Source organism: Clostridium sp. (assembly GCF_030532265.1).
GTDB lineage: Bacteria > Bacillota > Clostridia > Clostridiales > Clostridiaceae > Clostridium.
Genome location: NZ_JAUNLM010000040.1, coordinates 1 through 19887 on the forward strand (window position 1 = coordinate 1; position 19887 = coordinate 19887).

Here is a 19887-nt window from a genome sequence, read left to right on the forward strand (position 1 = left end):
GCACGCAGGGGGTCAGGAGTTCGAATCTCCTTACCTCCACCAAATAGGTGGAAAGTCATGAACAATAGTTCATGACTTTTTTTGTTTTTATACTTGATAAGAGTTACTAATTATGAAATTATAATTAAATGGACTTTAGATTGTAAGAAAAATATTTTTTGATAAATTAAAGATAAATTAAAATAGGCTTTTATTTGATTTTAATAAGAAAATTTATTTTTTAATACAAATAAATATTTTAGAATATAAAAATGTAGTTTTAGTTGTTATAGGATGTTCTAAAAAATTATAGGTAAGATATGATAAATAATACAATTAATTAAAATAAATATAGTAAATTTTTAAAAGTAGCAAGTAAATATATATGAAAAAATTAAATTTTAGTTCTTAATAAATGTGTTAGTAAATAATAAACATTTAAAGGATATGATAAAATATAACTAAATTAGTATTATAAAGAATTGGTTTATAATATTGATTTTACAAAGTTTATTAGAGTTTAGATAAAGTATCTAATAAGAAACATCATAAAAAAATATTTTATAAAATATAATATAAATAATAAAATAATCATAAAAATTCTAAGATATTAAGTGCAAAATGTAGTAAAATGAAAAAATATCACTAAAGTTACTTATGTACAACTTGCCTACTATTATATATAATTATTCTATAGATAAATATATTATTTTTGATTACGTTTACAGGGTGTGATTAAAAGATTATAGTGTAATATAGATAAATAAGTATAGTATATAATAATCTTTTAAAGTTATGATGGGGAGTGTTTTGGTTGACAAATATAGAAGAATTAAAGGAGCATCTTAAACAATTAAAATTAGAGAAGCGTGAATTAATTTTAGCGGGAAAAAAAACTTCTTGTATAGATGATAAAATTAAAGAAGTTGAAAAAGAAATAAATAGTTTATAAATTAATTAATATATTATCAGAAATCTAACTAATATTGTTAGATTTCTTTTTTTAGAATAAATCATTTAGTCAATTAATATAATTTATTTAGTAAGGTAAGTTTTAGGTGGGGAGATGATAAAATGATCAGAACGGTTGTATGTCATAAAGAGGGGTGCTGTGGAAATAAATTTTTTATTGAAACTATAGATAATAAAATTAAAGCAACATGTAGAGAATGTGAAAGTGAATATTTATATGATACAGGAAATGACGGATATGAACTTTTATCAACATGTGAATCATGTAAAAATGATACTTTTAAGTTATTTAGAAATATAAATAATAATAAAATTTATGCTAAGTGCTCTGAATGTGGAGATCCGCCAGAGAGAATATTTGTAGACCCTGATGGTATTCAGATAACTTATGATACAAAGCTTATGCAGGAAATAAAACAACAACTTCATACTATAGATCAAAGGTTATGTAATTTAAATATAAAAGTGGAGGATATAGAGAGAGGGCAAAGCATTTTAGAAGAATCATTAGCTTATATAAATAAGTATATATTAGAGGATAGGTAATCAAATTTACATGAGTGTTTTCTGTATAGTATAATTAAATAAATATATATACAGGAGAATATTAAGGTAAATGAAGATTAAGTTTAAAAGAATATTATCATGGATATTGGTTATTGCATGGATGATATTTATATTTTATATGTCTAATCAACCTGCTAATATATCAAATGAACAAAGTGATTTTGTATTAAATTTGATAAAAAATTTAGGTATAGATATAAATAATATTTATATTGATTTGGCAATTACAATAATAAGAAAGGGTGCACACTTTAGTGAATATTTAATACTAAGCTTATTGTATTTTAATTTATTAAGATTTTATATTAATAAAAATAAAGCTTTAGTTTTATCAATAATATTATGTTTTCTATATGCATCAACAGACGAATTTCATCAGCTTTTTGTAGAAGGTAGAGCGGGTAGATTTACTGATGTTTTAATAGATACTTCTGGAGCTTTTACTGCATCAATTTTAGTTTTCTTGGTAAATAAAATTTTAAAAAAAAGAGCAAAATTTAAATAGTTTTGCTCTTTTTTATTTCCATATAAAACAATTTAAATTATTATAATTTTAAGTAATAAAAATTTAAATTATAGACTTATTTCTACTTTATATCTGTTACATATATTGTTGAATATCCATTTTCATTTAAAGATGATACTATTGATTTCATTAATGAATCTTTTGATAAAATCCAATTAAAAGTATTTTTATTATCACTAAATGATATATATTGAAGCTCTAATACTGGATGATAAAATAATGCTGCTAATAAATTTGGTGATGGATTTTTTAATCTTTTTGTTATAGAAGAAGTGTCTCTATTTTTAACATAACCTAAAGGTGCTGGTATATAGACATTACCTTTAGAAGTTTCTTTTAAAGCTGTATAGTACAGTACACTATATGGTTCAAATAAATATTTGAAGTATTCTTCAATTATTTTCTTTTGCTTTCTTGTAGCTTGATAGTGTGGGCTTTCAAAAAAGTAAACTGGGATATTAAGTTTATTAGCTGTAAATAAACCATTTTCAATAACATCTCTAGTTGATTTTTCATTATTATTAAATTTATTAGATAGTTCAATTCCTGATAGGCTAGTACTATTTCCATACTGATGAGTATAGCCATGTAAACCAACCTCAGCACCACTGTTTATTAAGTAATCAATTAGATTTATAAATCCTACATTATTAATAGTATTATCAATTAATAAGTCATTATCAATTTTATTAGATGGGTCTTTATATCTAGGAACCCAAGCTATATGAAATCTTATTTTATTACTGTATAAATAATCTCCCAATGCTTTTAACTTAGTTTGATTAATATCTTCATATAAGGCTCCACCAGAAGAAAAATCTTCTAGTCTTATTAAAGCAGCTGGTCCATCTTTTAAATGTGATTCAGTTGTATTTACTTTTTTTAAGTTTGATTTTAATAAGTTTACTGTTTTATTTTTAAAATCAAATACAGAAGTAAGTGAAAATAAATACTCTATATCAGATAGCGATAAATAATAATTTTTTTCATAATCTAAAAGCCAACCTCTTAAATTATATCTTTTATTGTTTATAATTGCTTGTTTTTTAGATAGTATTATTGTATTACTGTAATTCGTTAAAGTTAGTTCATTATTATTAATCTCTTTATAATTTAATATTTTTCGTAAATAGTTTAAAGGTAAATAATATCTTTGACCTCTAAGTAAAATTGGTACATCTTTAGGAATCTCTTTTCCTAAAATAGATATCTTTACATTATTAACTTTTAGTACTTTGCAAGTATCTAGTGATACTTTTTCTTTGTATATAGATTCGTAGCTTATAGGTTTAATTTTACTTTTAACTATTCCATCTTGTACATAAGTTTTACCTTGAAAAAAGCTAAAGTAAAATGTTATTCCATAAAGTACTGCTATAGTGAATATAGTCAATATAGAGCATAATACTATCTTTTTAAATTTTTTATTTTTTCTTAGATTATTCATAATATAATCTCCTTAATTAATTGGTTAATAAATATATTTTAACATGATATATACAATATATTTATTAATGTAGTGAAAACAATTATGATTTATATTTATTCTCTAATTTTTACATAGTTATAATTAATATTTGTAAAATTAGCGTATATTTAAAAGAATAATTCAATAAAAATTCACAAAAAGGTTGATAAGTTAACATAAATGTTATATAATGTACACATGTTGAAAACATATGTTTATTTATAAAGGACGTGTGATTTGGAATTATATAAGGGGGTATATGAATGGAACAAAAAATTAAAAAGAAAGGTTTCTTGAATATGGTAGAACGTGTTGGAAATAAATTACCTCATCCAGCTACTATATTCGTAATCTTATGTGGAATAATAGTACTTCTTTCAGCTTTATTAGCTAATATGGGGGTTAGTGTTACATATACAGGACTTGATAGAGCCACTAACGAAATAAAAGAATTAACTGTATCTATTAAATCATTATTAACTTCAGAAGGAATTAGATATATGTTTGAAAGTGCAGTTTCAAACTTTACAAGTTTTGCACCGCTTGGAACCGTTTTAGTTGCTCTTTTAGGAGTTGGGGTTGCAGAAGGTACAGGACTTATAGGAACTTTATTAAAGAAGTTAGTTACTAGTACGCCTAAGAGTTTAATAACTGTAGTTGTTGTTTTTGCTGGAGTAATATCAAATATTGCATCAGATGCAGGGTATGTTATATTAATACCTCTTGGTGCAGTTGTATTTTTAAGTTTTAAAAGACATCCTCTTGCAGGTATTGCAGCTGCATTTGCTGGTGTATCTGGAGGATTTAGTGCAAATATTATTTTTGGACCAACTGATGCATTACTTGCAGGTATAACAACAGAATCTGCAAAAATGGTGCAAGCAGGATATGAAGTTAACATAGCTTCAAACTGGTTTTTCTTAATAGCATCAACTGTATTAATTACTGTAGTTGGAACTATAATAACTGAAAAAGTTGTTGAGCCAAGACTTGGACCTTATAAAGGTAAAAATCAAGTTGAGGAGATTAATGGAATTTCAAAAGAGGAAAAAAGAGGTCTTAAATTTGCATTAATAGCATTAATATTATTTGTAATAGTTATGGGGTTACTTGTTATTCCAGAATGGGGACCACTTAGAAATCCTGAAACAGGAGAAATATTAAAATCACCTTTTATGAACTCTATGGTTGCAATTATATCTATGGGATTCTTTATTCCAGGAATAGCTTTTGGAATAGGTAAAGGTGATATTAAAGATGATAAACAAGTTGTTCATCTTATGAGTAAAAGTATGTCTTCTATGGGAGGATATATAGTTTTAGTATTCTTTGCAGCACAATTTGTTGCATACTTTGGTTATACAAATATAGGAACTATAATTGCTGTTAAGGGAGCAGATTTCTTACAAAATACAGGTATAGGTGGAGTTCCTTTAATATTAGGATTTATAGCAGTTTCAGCATTTATAAATTTATTTATGGGATCTGCATCAGCAAAATGGGCTATAATGGCACCTGTATTTGTACCTATGTTTATGAGAATGCACTATTCACCAGAACTTGTTCAAATGGCATATAGAATTGGTGATTCAAGTACAAATATAATTTCACCTCTTATGACATATTTTGCTTTAATAGTAGCATTTGCAGAAGTATATGATGAAGACACAGGAATAGGAACACTTATATCAACTATGGTTCCATATTCAATAGCATTTTTAATATGTTGGACAATATTATTAATAGCATGGTTCTTATTAGGTTTACCACTTGGACCAGGCGCAGGATTATATATTTAGATAAATATATAAAAATAATATAGCAAGTAAGAAGTTTTGCCTTCTTGCTTGCTTTTTTTTAGCTTTAAATATGTTAAAATTATATTTGTTATTTATAAATATTAAGTTATTTATAATATATAAAATTTAGGAGGACTATATATGGAATTAAAAAGGTTTAGAGATGGATTTACTAGTTTTGTAACTATTGCACTTAAACCATTAATTTTTATATTGCTTTTAGCATCTATAGGCTATATAGGTATTTATAAAAACAAATTTGATATAGCAATGACAATATCATTTAGCTCCGTAGTTATATCTATTTTTTTAGCTTATATTTTGCTAAAAAGTAAAACGCTTAGTAATAAAAGTAAAGTATTAATTATTTTAAGTTTTGGAGCTTTGATAAGAATTTTATGGCTTATTAATATAAAAACTGTTCCAGTATCGGATTTTAATACTATTTATGAAACTGCAAAGGAAGTAATAAAAGGAAATTATAGTATGATGTGGGGAACAGAATATATAGCAAGATTTCCACATTTAACAATTATGGTTATTTATATGGCATTTATGCTTAAGTTTTTTACTAATGCTCTTTTAGCTATGAAAGTTGTAAATTTAATTATGGGATTAATTGTAATTTATTTAATATATTTAATAGTTAAATTAGTATTTGAAAAAAATGAATATGGATTAATAGGTGCTTTAATTGCGACTATTTTCCCACCTTTTGTAACATATACTGGGGTATTTTGTACAGAAAATATAGCTATACCATTTTACTTAGCAAGTATATACATTTTTATTTTAGTGTGTAAGAAAAAATTACATATATCTATGTTTATTGTATCTGGGGCACTTTTATCTGTTGGAAATTTATTTAGAATGGTTGCAACTGTTACAATAATAGCTTTTATTATGTATATAGTTATATATACAGATTTTAAATTCAAAGAAAAGATAAGATCAATTTTTATGATATTAGTATCTTTTGTATTAATTCTTGCTATAGCAAGTTCTACACTTAAACTTTATAAAGTAACAGAAAATCATTTATGGAAGGGTAGAGAGCCGGCAATAACTAACATATTAAAAGGAACTAATATGGAATATGGAGGAAGATGGAATTTAGAAGATACTATAATACCTGAAAAATATAATTTTGATGAAGATAAAATTAAAGAAGTATGTACTAATATAATTATTGAAAGATTTAAAAATGCTAAACCTGCTCAAATAGGAAAGTTTTATTTAGATAAATATACTACTCAATGGAGAGATGGGGATTTAAGTGGTGTATTTTGGTCACAAAATAATATTAAAGATGATGATATTTTAATAAATTTTAGTTATGGTGGGAAATTTGCAATACAAATTATATCTTCTATAATTATGGTGTTGGTTTTTATTGGATTATTTAATAAAAAAAGATATAGGAAATATTCTGGAATTAATTTATTTTATATAATATTTTGTGGATATGGACTATTTTATTTAATTACAGAAAATCAATCAAGATATGCTTACATTGTGAGTTTTGTATTTATTATAATGGCTATGTCTGGAATTGAGTTAATAGGAAAAGTATTTAAAAGAAGCTAAAGTAAAAAATAAATAAAATTGGGTGAATAAAAGATAATGAAAGAAAAAAGATTAAATATAGGTACTTTAATAAAGGATTTAATACTTATAATATTAGTTATAAAAAGTATAATATTTATTGGTATTGGATCATCAAATACAGGAAAAACTTTTTCTGGTTTTAAAATAGAAAAAGAATTGATTTTAGCTCAATTAGCTTTTATAGGTATTTTAATGTTTATATCACTATTTTTTAAAGGAAAAAGACAAATAACATATTTAATAATAGTAGATATAGTATATTCATTAATACTAATAGCTGATATTTGGTATTATAGAGCTAGTAGAAATTATTTAGGACTTAGACACATCTTATTTAAGGATATGTTTAATCCAATGCATGAAAGTTTAATAAATCCTAATAAACTAGATTTATTATTTTTAATAGATATACCGATATTAATTTATATAAGAGTTAAAATAAAGAATATATTAAATTGTAAAAGAAATATAAAGTTATCTATTTTAGGAATTATATTATGCATACTAACAATATATATAACTCACTATTTAATTGATATTAAAGATATTACTAAAGGTAGAGTAAAATTTATGAGTGTAGAATGGTCTCCATTTATAATGGCTCAAAATCAGTCACCTATTGGATATCATTTATATGAAGCAATTAGAGCAATAGAAAAGAAAAATTTCCAGGGTAATAAAGATGAAATTAAGCAAGTTGATGATTGGCTTGCTTGGAATAATAAAAAACTTCCTGATAATAAATACAAAGGAATATTTAAGGGTAAAAATGTTGTGTTTTTACAGATTGAATCATTAGAAAATTTTGTTATAGGTAAAAAGGTGTTAGGACAAGAAATAACCCCAAACTTAGATAAACTTATGAAGAAGTCCTTTTATTTTGATAATATATATGAACAAAATAATGCAGGAAATAGTATAGATTGTGATATGATGGCAAATACAGGGCTTTTAACATTAGGGGATAGTATAACATTTTTAACACATGCAGATGTTAAATATAAATCATTACCTAGAATATTAAATGAAAATGGATATACTACAATTTCAACTCATGCAGAGAGGGCTAGTGATTGGAATTGGTCAGAAGCACATAGTAATGCTTTAGGTTATCAAGATATGTGGGATATTGATTCATATAAATTAGATGATATTTTTGGAATGGGACTATCAGATCATTCTTTTTTAAATCAATATGCAGATAAGCTTAAAACATTGAAAGAGCCATTTTTTTCTACTATACCTACGTTATCTAGTCATGGCCCTTTTGATTTACCAGATAAGTATAGAGAGCTTAAATTACCAAAGAATATTGACGATACAAAACTTGGAGGTTATTTTCAAAGTGTTCACTATACAGATAAGCAGATAGGATTTTTTATAGATAAGCTTGAAAAGTTAGGCTTATTAAATGATACAGTTCTTGTTATTTATGGTGATCATGGTGGAGTTCATAAATACTATAACGATGAAATTCAAAATGTACCACTAGAAGGAGATTGGTGGAAAGAGAGAGACTATAAGATACCACTATTCATTTATGGAAAAGGTATAGAAGGAAAGACAATAAGCATAGCTGGGGGACAGACTGACATAGTTCCAACAGTATTATATTTATTAGGAATAGATGTTAAAGAAAATATATTTATGGGAAGAAATTTATTAAATACAAATAGGAATTCTACAGTAATAAAAGGGAATAAAATTGTTGGAAATCCTACAGAAGAGGAAAGAAAAAGATTAGAAAAAGCTTATACTATAGCAGATTATATTATAAAAAATAAATATTTTGAAACTAAAAAATTGGTGAATTAAATAAAAAGAAAAGGGGAAAAAACTAGATTTTTCCCTTTTTTCTTTAAATTTATTATTAAAAAATTCGTTAATTTATTGTTATATTTGATAATATTAAATATAATATTAAAGTTAGTTAATGTTTCTACTAACTAAAAGTTGTTTAGTATTTAATGGTAGAGAATTTAATAAAAATTAGGAGAGTTTGAATGGAAGACAAAAGAAAAAATCAAAAAAAGAACAATAAAAAGACCCAAAAAAAAGCTTCAAAAAAGTGGACAAGGATCTTAGCGTTTTTAGTTTTTGAAATAGTATTTACTGCTATTACAGCACCTTTTGTATTACTTTATGGTCCTTTTGATAATGCAAAAAGAATTTATGTTGGATCAGCAATGACTAGTTTTAATCACCAATATTTAGCAACAATGTTTTTGTCTAAAGAAAAAATAAATGAAATAATGAATTCAACAGATGGTTCAAATAATAATTTAACAGCTCAAAACGGTTCAGTTGTTAATGTTAATGCATCTAACAATAAAGAGATGGAACTATATAAATTTGAGAATACAAAATATAATGGATATATGTTAGTTGTAAAAGATCCTAAAAGAGTCCATGTTGTAAGTACAAAGTACACTGGAAAAAAAGGTGAAACTACATCTGAAATGGCAAAGGATAATAATGCAGTAGCAGCCATAAATGGGGGTGCTTTTATTGATACTTCTAGTAGTTCAAATTGGACTGGTAATGGAGGAACTCCAACAGGTGTTATAATTTCTAATGGAAAATTAGTATTCTCTGATATGAAAACAGATAATACTAAAACTGAGTGTATGGCTATAACAAAAGAAGGAAAAATGTTAGTTGGTAAATATAGTTTAAATGAACTTAAGAATTTAGATGCACAAGAAGCAGTTAGTTTTAAACCAGCACTTATTAAAGATGGTGTGCCTACTTCATTAGATGGAGCTGCTGGAGCAGGAGGAATAGCACCAAGAACAGCAATTGGACAGAGAGCTGATGGCTCAATAGTTATGATGGTTATTGATGGAAGAAGTTTAGTAGATGGAATTGGTTGCACTATAACAGAATTACAATCACTTATGCTTACAAAGGGTGAGTGTGTTACAGCAATTAATTTAGATGGAGGAAAATCATCTACTATGTATCTAGATGGAAAAGTTATTAACAATGTGTCTAATGGACTTGGAGAAAGATATATTGCTTCTTCAATAATAGTAAAATAACAAAGGAGAAGGTATGAGAAAATTAAAAATAATATTAGCTTGGATTGCAGTATCACTTATACTACAATGCTCAGTACTGTTCTTTTTGGACAAGTTTTATTTTAAAGATAATACTGATGTAAGTATGGAAAAGGTAGTAATAGGATCTCAGCAGAAAAAAGAGATTATACATGTTAATATACCAAGTGATGCTAAAGATATAAAAGTTTCATATGATGGAAAATATATAAGTTATTACATGGGATTTATATTAAATGTATGTGATACTGATAGTGGTGAAGTTAAACAATTAGAAACTATAAATTCTGGAAATATATTAAAATCTGTATGGCTAGAAGACAGAAATATGTTATTAACTTTAGAGGTTGAAGATAATCAAATAATTCTTTGTAATTATAATCCAGAAAAGAATGTTAATGAAAAGATAGTCGATATATGTAGATATAGCAAAGCTTATAAGACATTTAATATAAAAGCTTCAACTATAACTGGAGTTACATATGTAAGAGTTGGAAATATGATTTATAGAATTGATATAAATCAAACAGCAGCTGTACGTGTACCTACCGTAGTTAGAAATATAGGTGAAGTTGGATTAATACCAACTAAAGATAGATTAGTATATATGGCTAATAACGGAAGTATAATTCATGTAACTCAGCCTAATGAGAGAATAGCAATAAATACTTCAGGAAAATTAAAAATACTTGGAATAGATGAAGAAGGAATTCTTTATTTAGGAGAAATTATTGATAATAAGGTCCATAAAATACTTAAAAAAGATTTAGATAATGTAGAATCTAAATCTCAAAAAGTACAATTAAAAGAACCTGTAGATGCTAAGGATATATTTATAGATGGAACTGGAACCATATTTATAAATAATAATTTAAATAAAACTATAACTAATATAGGAACAGGAAGCCAAGTGAAGTATGAAGGAAAGTTTTTAAGTTTCTATAATAATGGTATATCAAGTATAGTAAATGGAAGATATTATAAAACACAATATCCAAAATAAAAAATAAGAGCTGAAGTTTTTTTCAGCTCTTATTTTTTTATTAGATTAACTGAGTTAGTTTTCATATATCAATTCTAAATACTAAAAAACTTTCATAAAAATTATTAAGAGAGTTTATAAGGGTGGGTGGATTGTAAAATATGGAAAATTATAATGTTGAAGATATTAGAAATGTTGGTTTTATAGGTCACGGTTCATCAGGAAAAACTTCTTTAGTTGAAGGATTATTGTATGATGGGAAAGTTATAACTAGAAGAGGCAAAATTGAAGATGGAAATACAGTATCAGATTTTGAGGATGAAGAGAGGAGAAGAGGTATATCACTTTCCTTATCAATAGAGCCTTTAGAATGGAAAAATAAAAAGATAAATTTAATTGATATACCTGGATATTTTGATTTTGTAGGTGAAAGTATAGAGGGGATGAGAGCATCAGATATTGCAACTATAGTTGTTTGTGGAGTATCTGGTGTTCAAGTAGGAACAGAGAAGGCTTGGGATTATTGTAATAAGATAAAATTACCTAGAGCATTTTTTATAAATAAATTAGATAGGGAAAATTCAAGCTTTGATAAAACTCTTGAAAATCTTAAAGATAGATTTGGTATAAGTGTTGTACCAATTCAATATCCAATAGGAAATGAATCAGATTTCTTAGGTGTTATAAATGTAATATCAAAGAAAGCGTTTATATATAATAAAAAAATTAGAAAAATGGAAGAAAAAGAAATTCCATTAAATCTTATAGATAAAGTTAATAAATGTAAAGAAATGATTACTGAGGCAGTTGCTGAAAGTGATGAAGAGTTATTAGATAAGTATTTTACAGAAGGCAGTTTAAGTGATGAGGAACTTTATAAAGGATTAAAAAAGGGATGTATTAATGGTGATATAGCTCCTGTAATGTGTGGAAGTTCATTAAATGGAATAGGGATGAGTTTATTTTTAGATAATATAGTTGAATGTTTTCCATCACCTAAAGTTTCATTGGCACAAAAAGCTACAATAGAAGATAAAGAAGAAAGTTATTTATCTATCACAGATGAATTACCATTTTCAGCTTTAGTATTTAAAACTATAGCAGATCCTTTTGTAGGTAAAATATCTTTATTTAAAGTTATTACTGGTAGTATAGAAAATGATATGCAAATTATTAATATAAATAAGGAAAAGAAAGAAAAAATAACTAATTTATTTTTTTTAAGGGGAAAAAATCAGATTCAAACTAATAAAATTATAGCAGGAGATATAGGCGCAGTTTCTAAATTACAATTCACAGAAACAGGGGATACCCTTGCTGATTTTAATTTTAAAGTTAAGTACGATAAATTAAATTTTCCAGATGCAAAAATGGCTATGGCAATATTACCAAAATCTAAAGGTGATGAAGAAAAAATATCTATTGCTCTAAATAAATTAATGGAAGAAGATCCAACTTTTAAAGTAACAAGGGATATAGAAAATGCTGAGCTTATAGTATTGGGTATTGGAGAAACACATTTAGAGGTTATAGCATGTAAAATAAAAAATAAATTTGGTGTTGATGTTTTGTTAAGAGAGCCTAAAGTTCCGTATAGAGAAACTGTTAAAGGTATTTCTGATGTTCAAGGAAAACATAAGAAGCAATCAGGTGGACATGGTCAATATGGAGATGTAAAAATAAAATTTGAAAGAAGACATGATGGAGTTGATGATTTAGAGTTTGTAGATAAAGTTGTAGGTGGTGCTGTTCCAAGAAACTTTATACCAGCAGTTGAAAAGGGGTTAAGAGACTGTATAAAACATGGTGTTCTTGCGGGATACCCAGTAATAGGACTTAAAGCAACACTTTATGATGGTTCTTATCATCCCGTAGATTCATCAGAAATGGCATTTAAAATAGCTGCATCAATAGCATATAAAAAGGGATTAGAGTCAGCAAAACCAATATTATTAGAACCAATAATGAAAGTATCAATATTAATACCTGATGAATATATGGGAGATGTTATTGGGGATATAAATAAAAAAAGAGGACGAGTAATTGGAATGGAGCCATATGGAAAATTTCAAAAAATAGTATGTGAAGTTCCATTGGCAGAAATGTTTAAGTATTCTACTGACTTAAGATCTATAACTCAAGCTAAAGGAGATTATACAATGGAATTTGAGAGATATGAGGAGTTACCACAGATTGAGGCATCAAAGGTTATAGAAAATAAAAATAAAGAAAAACAAGATTAAGTAATAAAAGTATTACTGGAGATTTTTTCAGTAATACTTTTATTAAGGTTATTTTGTAATAAATTAAGAAAAACTACATATAATAACTATACAAAATAATTGTTATTTTGCTTAGATTGGAGGAAATTCTAATGTCTGATTATCGAATGGATATAAGGGGAAGTATTGGACTAAGTGAATATAGTAATATTTATGATTATTTATGTATAGTTGATAAAGATGATAAATTTACAATATCAATAGATAAACAAAGTAAGGAAAGTGTTGGTACAATAAGCTCTATGCTTAAAGATAATAGATTTACTGTTGAGAATGAATGGGTTGATGGTAGCGGAAATTATATGATAAAAGCACATAAAGAAGTATAAATTTTTAAAATTGTTTAATTTAATAATAAATAAGGACTTTATTATTTCTATAAATATATTAAAATAGAATAGTAAGTCCTATTTTTATATGGAATAATAAATTATTATAGAAACTATACTAGGAGGTTTGTAATGAAAAATTACGTAGTTGGTGTAGACTTAGGTGGAACAAAAATAAGTACTGCGCTTGCAGATTTAGCAGGTAACGTATTAGCACAAAGTATAATACCTACAAATGCACATGAAGGTGAAGAAAGAGTTTTAGAAAGAATAATAAAAAGTATTCAAACTGTTATAGCTGAAGGTGAAGTTACTTTAGAAGAAATTAAGGGGATTGGTATAGGATCACCAGGACCTTTAGATTCAAGAAAAGGAATAATAATAACTACTCCAAACTTACCATTCAGTAACTTTAACTTAGTTAAACCATTAGTAGAAAAATTCAATGTACCAGTATTCTTAGATAATGATGCTAATGTAGCAGCAATTGGAGAATACATGCTTGGAGCAGGTAAAGGTAAGAAGAATATGGTATACTTCACAGTTAGTACTGGCGTAGGTGGTGGAGCAATAGTTGATGGAAACATTTGTAGAGGAAATACATCAAATGCTTTAGAGATTGGACATATGACAGTTTCACCGTTTGGACCAAGATGTGGTTGTGGAAATATTGGTTGTTTAGAAGCGCTATCATCAGGAACAGCAATTGGTAAAAGAGGACAAGAGGCTGTAAATAGTAAAGTTGAAACATCACTTAGAAATTATGAAAAAGTTACTTCATATGAAGTGTTTAAAGAAGCTGAAAAAGGTGATGCTGTAGCTAAAGATATAATAGATGAAGCATTAACATATTTAGGAATAGGAGTAGCAAACGCTATTTCAATTTTTGATCCAGAAATGGTTGTTATAGGCGGAGGTGTTTCAAAAGCTGGAGATATAGTTTTTGAAAAAGTTCGTGAAGTTGTAAATAAAAGATGTTTTAAAGCAATGGCAGAAAGTTGCGAAATAGTACCAGCTGGTCTTGGAACAGATGCAGGGGTTATTGGTGCAGTTGCATTAGCTTTATTAGAACTTGAGAATTATTAAAACTTAAATTATATAAAAAACTGAGAATTAAATTCTCAGTTTTTTTATTTTATATTAAAATTTTTAAAGATATTTTTAGTGTAAATAGTTTTTTAAAAATTAAGTTTTCTATAAAAGGTTATATAAGTATTTAAGTTTTTATGGAAAATAATAATATTTTATATAATTAAATAATAATAATATATCATTTAAATAAAAGTAAATATTATTATTAAAATATGCTGGGAAAAGTATAGAAATATATTGATAAAGTGATAAAATTTATATACAGACATATTGAGTAAAAATTTATAAGAGTTAAATTTAAATATATGGGGGAATATAAATGGTTACAGTATATTTAACAAGACATGGACAAACTGAATGGAATATAGAAAAAAGACTTCAAGGACATGGAAATTCACCTCTTACTGAATCTGGTCTAAGAGGTGCTGAGGAGCTTTCAAAGAGATTAGAGAATATTAATATTGAGCGTATATACACAAGTCCTATTGAAAGAGCTTACAAGACAGCTATTATTTTAAAGGGTAATAAAAAAATAGATGTAGTAAAGCATGAAGGATTAAAAGAAATGAATTTTGGGGATTTTGAAGGAAAAATAACAGAAGATGTTATGAAAGAAAATCCAGATTGGAATATAAATTTAATAATGCAAGGAAATCTTGAAATGCGTGCTCCAAATGGAGAAACTTTAGCTGAGGTTAGAGAAAGAGTAAGTAAAGCTATGGATGAAATAATTAAAGATAATGAAGGAAAAACTATATTGATAGTTGGACATGGTATAACTTTAAAAGCTATAATGAATTATTTTAAGGATAAGGATGTTAATAACGAAGTTATGGGTCAAACAACTTTAACTAAGGTAAATGTAGATGGAGAAAATTTTAATATAGAATTTAAAAATGACGGAAGTCACTTTACTATAAAAGAGAAAAAGCAAGGGTGGTAAATTTTAAAAATATTGAATAAAAAATATAATTAATACATATATTATTGTATGAAGATAAATTTACAAATAAGGGATGAGAATAAATTCTCTTCTCTCATACATATTTATGAATCAACTAACATTTATAATTAGAAGATTCATAAAATACCCATGCAATAAACTCTGTGTAATGAGAGGAAGAATTTTTTATATAAACTACTCTCAAGTATTTTTTATATTATTTTCAATACTTGAGAGTAGCAACATAAAAAATTTATATTTAACTCATGATAATTAGGGTGATAGTTAATTTTTAAAAATTTGCTATCACCTTATTATTTTATTTAAAAATGGAATATAATAAAGTATGATAAGTAAAATAAATTTTATAAGTAAGAAGGGATATTATGAAGTGTGAGATACTAGCAGTTGGAACTGAGATACTTTTGGGAGATATTTTAAATACTAATGCTCAATATCTTTCAAGAGAGTTAGCGGAACTTGGATTTGATGTATATTATCATGAAGTAGTTGGTGATAACAAAGAAAGAATACTTAAAGCTTTAGAAACATCATTTAATAGAAGTGATATTATAATAACTACAGGTGGATTAGGACCAACTAAAGATGATATGACTAAAGAATTAGTTTCTGAATTTTTAGGAATGAAAATGTGCTTACATGAAGAAAGTTTAAAAAGTATAAAAGAATATTTTAATAAAATGGGAAGAGAATTTGTTAAAAGCAATGAAAAACAAGCATATTTCCCAAAAGAAGCTATAATTTTAAAAAATAGCAATGGTACAGCTCCTGGTGCTGTATTTGAAAAGAACAATAAAGCTATAATAGTTTTGCCAGGACCTCCAAAAGAAATGGAGAGTATGTTTAAAGAAGAAGTAAAAAAATATTTAAAAAAATATTCTGATTATGTAATAATTTCTGAAGTTTTAAGAATTTTTGGTGTTGGAGAAAGTAAAGCAGAAGAAAAATTACAAGATATAATAGATAATGGAATAAATCCTACAGTTGCACCTTATGCAAAAGAAGGTGAAGTAATATTTAGAATAACAGCAAAAGCACAAAATGAAGAAGAAGCAAGAAAAATGATAGTTCCAATAAAAGATGAAATATATAAAAGACTTGGAAATTCAGTTTATAATACAGGAGAAACATCTCTTCAAGATACAGTAGCTAAGTTGTTAATAGATAAAAATATGACAATTGGGGTTAGTGAATCATGTACAGGAGGACTTGTTTCAGCAAAACTTATTGAATATCCAGGTGTATCTGAAGTATTTTTAGAAGGTGCTGTTACATATTCTAATGAAGCAAAAATGAGAACTTTAAAGGTAAAAAAAGAAACATTAGATAAATTTGGAGCTGTAAGTCATGAAACAGCAAGAGAAATGGCAGAAGGTATAGCAAAAAGATGTGGCTCTAGAATTGGCATATCAACAACAGGTATAGCTGGACCAGGAGGCGGAAGTGATGAGAAGCCAGTAGGTCTTGTTTATTTTGGAATATATTTAGATGGGAAAGTTAAATCATTTAAACATATATTTACAGGAGATAGAAATTCTATAAGAAATAGAGCTAGCATGACAGCTCTTAATATAGTTAGAACAGAAATATTAGAAAAATAAAAGTGGGTAAAATAACAAAATCCCTCTTTGTTTAAAAACATAAGAGGGATTTTTAATGTATATAAATAAAATGGGGGAGAGGCGATTAATTAATGAAGCAAATAGCCTCAATAATTAGTATCTCCTAATTTATATAAAATATACTTAAAAATAATTTAAAAAGGAGAAATATATGAGAAAAGTTTTTAGAGCTAATGTATATTTTCTAATAATACTTATACTAGAAATAGTTATGCCTTATATAACATATCCAATTTATAAGGGGTTAGGAATAGGTGATGTAAGAGTTGTTTTAGTATTAAACCATATACTACTATTCTTAGTTCCTGCAATTATATATGTATTAGTAACTAAATGTAATGTAAGACAAACATTTAAATTTAATCCATTACCAATAAAAGATTTATTTTTAGTTATAGTACTAGCTTTCTTGTGTGTACCAATAATGAATTTCTTTGGCCTTATAAGTGGATTTTTCTTTGAAAATAATGTTGGCAACTTAATAACATCAATATCAGGAACACCATATTTAATACTTATGGGAATAATAGCATTTATGCCAGCTATAACTGAGGAAATAACTTTAAGGGGTATAGTTTTATCTGGATATGATGATAAAAATAGGCTTAAATCAGCATTAGTAATAGGATTATTTTTTGGAATATTTCATTTAGATGCTAATCAGTTTTTATATGCAACAGTATTAGGGTTTATATTAGCTTATGTAGTTAGGATAACAGGTAGCATATTTTCATCTATGATTATGCATTTTATACTAAATGGAACATCAATAACAATGCAAAAATTAATAACATTAATAAATCCAACTTATATGGAACAGACAAGTGAAGTTTCACTAAAAACTCTTCCATTAAGTGAAAAATTAATTTTATTACAAGGTTCTATAATAATATTTGCTATTTGTGTAATATTAGCTTATTTAGTTATTAGAAAATTAGATAAAAGAAGTGATTTTAAGGAAAGCTCTAAATTAATTGAAATTAGGAAATATACTAAGGTTGAGGAATCAAGGGAAAGAATTATAGATGTACCTTTTTTAGCTATAATAGTTATATATATAATATTTATGATATTTCATATTAAATAATAAAGCTTAGGTGACTTTAAGTTCACCTAAGCTTTATTATTTAAGTTGTTTATTACACTATTGCTATTACTATAAAGATAAGAAAAGCATGTACTTTTTATCCACCCTCTAGAATTAATATTGCTATCAATTGGAAGAGAAATATAATACCAAGTATCTTTTCCTACTTCAGCTTTATCAAGTATTTTAACTTCCATCTTTACATTTAAGATTTGTATAATGTAAGAATTATCTAATGGAGAAATAAATACTTTAGAATTTTCTTTTATTATTCCAAAGTTATTTTCAGGATAAGAAAATTTAATAGATAATCCACCTTTAGTATTATAATGACTTGGGGCATATTTTTTTAACTTATTTATTTGACTGTTTGCTACTATAAGTTGTTTCCTACTTAAATTTAATTTTTTTTCGTAAGAGAAGATTAAAAAAACTATAACAGAAATAGATATTACTAATATTAATGCATATATCAAAATATTAAACCTCTAAAGTACTATATGATATATTATATTTTTGATTATATTAAATTATTCAAATTATAATTTATCAAATACTGATTTTAATACTTTTCCAATAGAATCATTTATGACTAAATTAGCTTTATTATCATATTGTGTTGAGCTTTTATTTATAAGTATTAAGTTTTTTCCTCTAAAGTAATCTACAAATCCAGCTGCAGGATAAACCACTAATGAAGTTCCACCAATAATTAAAGTATCTGCATTTTTTATTGCATTTAATGCTCCATTTATAACATTATTATCAAGAGCTTCCCCATAAAGAACTACATCAGGTTTAATAGTACCTCCACAGCTTTCACATTTAGGAATATCTTTTGATTTTATTATGTAATCTAAATCATAACTTCTATAACAATTAGTACAATAATTCCTATATACAGAACCATGGAGTTCAAATACATTTTTACTTCCAGCCATTTGATGAAGACCATCAATATTTTGAGTTATAATAGCTTTAAGTTTATCCATTTTTTCTAATTGAGCCAAAACAATGTGAGCGGGATTTGGTTTTGCTTTTGTATAAATCATTTTATCTTTATAGAATTTATAAAAATCATTAGTGTGACTATAAAAGAAGTTGTGGCTTAAGATTTCCTCAGGAGAAAATTTACGATCATATTTACTACTATATAAGCCATCGGCTGATCTAAAATCTGGAATTCCTGACTCAGTGGATACCCCTGCACCACCAAAAAAGACTATATTTTTGCTATTTTTAATTATATTAGTTAGTTCTTGAATCTTATTTTCCATAAAAAACATCTCCAAACTATAATATTTAATACTTTAATTATTGCACAAATAAAGACAAAAATAAAATTTGTACCTAAACTGTAATAGAGTTAATAATTAGATTATATTTAAAAATATAAAATATATAAATTATTACACAATTAAAATATAATAAGTTTATTGAAATAAATTTCAGAAAAACTTTGACAGGTAACTAAATATTAGTTATAATATGTTTGTATCTAGTGATGATGGCATAGAGGAAACACTCCTTCCCATTCCGAACAGGAAAGTT

Annotated in this window: 17 protein-coding genes; 14 read left to right on the top strand and 3 right to left on the bottom strand. The window is 26.0% G+C overall.

What is annotated here, in order from left to right; all coding sequences use genetic code 11:
• Positions 1-793 precede the first annotated feature (793 nt).
• The 3 genes from Q4E08_RS08875 (at position 794) to Q4E08_RS08885 (ending at position 2023) form a co-directional block, all read left to right on the top strand.
• Positions 794-931, top strand: coding sequence for a hypothetical protein (locus Q4E08_RS08875; RefSeq protein WP_303130282.1), 138 nt, complete (start codon positions 794-796; stop codon positions 929-931).
• A 122-nt stretch (positions 932-1053) separates the two neighbouring features.
• Positions 1054-1497 (top strand): hypothetical protein, encoded by a 444-nt coding sequence (locus tag Q4E08_RS08880; protein ID WP_303130283.1) that lies wholly within the window; start codon positions 1054-1056, stop codon positions 1495-1497.
• Positions 1498-1567: 70 nt separating this feature from the next.
• Positions 1568-2023 (top strand): VanZ family protein, encoded by a 456-nt coding sequence (locus tag Q4E08_RS08885; RefSeq protein ID WP_303130285.1) that lies wholly within the window; start codon positions 1568-1570, stop codon positions 2021-2023.
• 82 nt (positions 2024-2105) lie between these two features.
• On the opposite strand, the gene Q4E08_RS08890 is transcribed toward Q4E08_RS08885, so the two are convergent.
• A complete protein-coding gene (locus Q4E08_RS08890; protein WP_303130286.1) occupies positions 2106-3491 on the bottom strand; it encodes a DUF2334 domain-containing protein in 1386 nt (461 codons plus the stop codon).
• 284 nt (positions 3492-3775) lie between these two features.
• Between Q4E08_RS08890 and Q4E08_RS08895 the strand changes: the two genes are divergently transcribed.
• From Q4E08_RS08895 to Q4E08_RS08945, 11 genes are all read left to right on the top strand, one after another.
• Positions 3776-5311 carry an AbgT family transporter gene (locus Q4E08_RS08895; RefSeq protein ID WP_303130287.1) on the top strand — a complete coding sequence of 512 codons (1536 nt, stop codon included), beginning with the start codon at positions 3776-3778 and terminating at the stop codon, positions 5309-5311.
• Positions 5312-5452: 141 nt separating this feature from the next.
• Positions 5453-6898: a glycosyltransferase family 39 protein gene (locus Q4E08_RS08900; RefSeq protein WP_303130288.1), complete on the top strand. Its 1446-nt coding sequence runs from the start codon at positions 5453-5455 to the stop codon at positions 6896-6898.
• A gap of 36 nt (positions 6899-6934) precedes the next feature.
• The gene (locus tag Q4E08_RS08905) at positions 6935-8734 is read left to right on the top strand and encodes an LTA synthase family protein (protein ID WP_303130290.1); all 1800 of its coding nucleotides are present in this window, start codon (positions 6935-6937) and stop codon (positions 8732-8734) included.
• A 188-nt stretch (positions 8735-8922) separates the two neighbouring features.
• Positions 8923-9960 (top strand): phosphodiester glycosidase family protein, encoded by a 1038-nt coding sequence (locus tag Q4E08_RS08910; RefSeq protein WP_303130291.1) that lies wholly within the window; start codon positions 8923-8925, stop codon positions 9958-9960.
• A gap of 13 nt (positions 9961-9973) precedes the next feature.
• Positions 9974-10981: a hypothetical protein gene (locus Q4E08_RS08915; protein WP_303130293.1), complete on the top strand. Its 1008-nt coding sequence runs from the start codon at positions 9974-9976 to the stop codon at positions 10979-10981.
• Positions 10982-11121: 140 nt separating this feature from the next.
• Positions 11122-13203, top strand: coding sequence for an elongation factor G (gene fusA, locus Q4E08_RS08920; RefSeq protein WP_303130294.1), 2082 nt, complete (start codon positions 11122-11124; stop codon positions 13201-13203).
• 131 nt (positions 13204-13334) lie between these two features.
• Positions 13335-13571: a hypothetical protein gene (locus tag Q4E08_RS08925; protein WP_303130296.1), complete on the top strand. Its 237-nt coding sequence runs from the start codon at positions 13335-13337 to the stop codon at positions 13569-13571.
• A gap of 132 nt (positions 13572-13703) precedes the next feature.
• Positions 13704-14657 carry an ROK family protein gene (locus Q4E08_RS08930; protein WP_303130298.1) on the top strand — a complete coding sequence of 318 codons (954 nt, stop codon included), beginning with the start codon at positions 13704-13706 and terminating at the stop codon, positions 14655-14657.
• Between the two features lie 325 nt (positions 14658-14982).
• Positions 14983-15606, top strand: a complete 624-nt coding sequence (locus Q4E08_RS08935) for a histidine phosphatase family protein (RefSeq protein ID WP_303130299.1) — start codon at positions 14983-14985, stop codon at positions 15604-15606.
• A 386-nt stretch (positions 15607-15992) separates the two neighbouring features.
• Positions 15993-17228: a competence/damage-inducible protein A gene (locus Q4E08_RS08940; RefSeq protein ID WP_303130300.1), complete on the top strand. Its 1236-nt coding sequence runs from the start codon at positions 15993-15995 to the stop codon at positions 17226-17228.
• Positions 17229-17400: 172 nt separating this feature from the next.
• Complete coding sequence (locus Q4E08_RS08945; protein WP_303130303.1) at positions 17401-18336, top strand: CPBP family intramembrane glutamic endopeptidase; 936 nt, start codon at positions 17401-17403, stop codon at positions 18334-18336.
• 26 nt (positions 18337-18362) lie between these two features.
• On the opposite strand, the gene Q4E08_RS08950 is transcribed toward Q4E08_RS08945, so the two are convergent.
• The gene (locus Q4E08_RS08950; RefSeq protein WP_303130304.1) at positions 18363-18812 is read right to left on the bottom strand and encodes a hypothetical protein; all 450 of its coding nucleotides are present in this window, start codon (positions 18810-18812) and stop codon (positions 18363-18365) included.
• A 63-nt stretch (positions 18813-18875) separates the two neighbouring features.
• Positions 18876-19613 carry an NAD-dependent protein deacylase gene (locus Q4E08_RS08955; protein ID WP_303130306.1) on the bottom strand — a complete coding sequence of 246 codons (738 nt, stop codon included), beginning with the start codon at positions 19611-19613 and terminating at the stop codon, positions 18876-18878.
• Positions 19614-19887 lie beyond the last annotated feature (274 nt).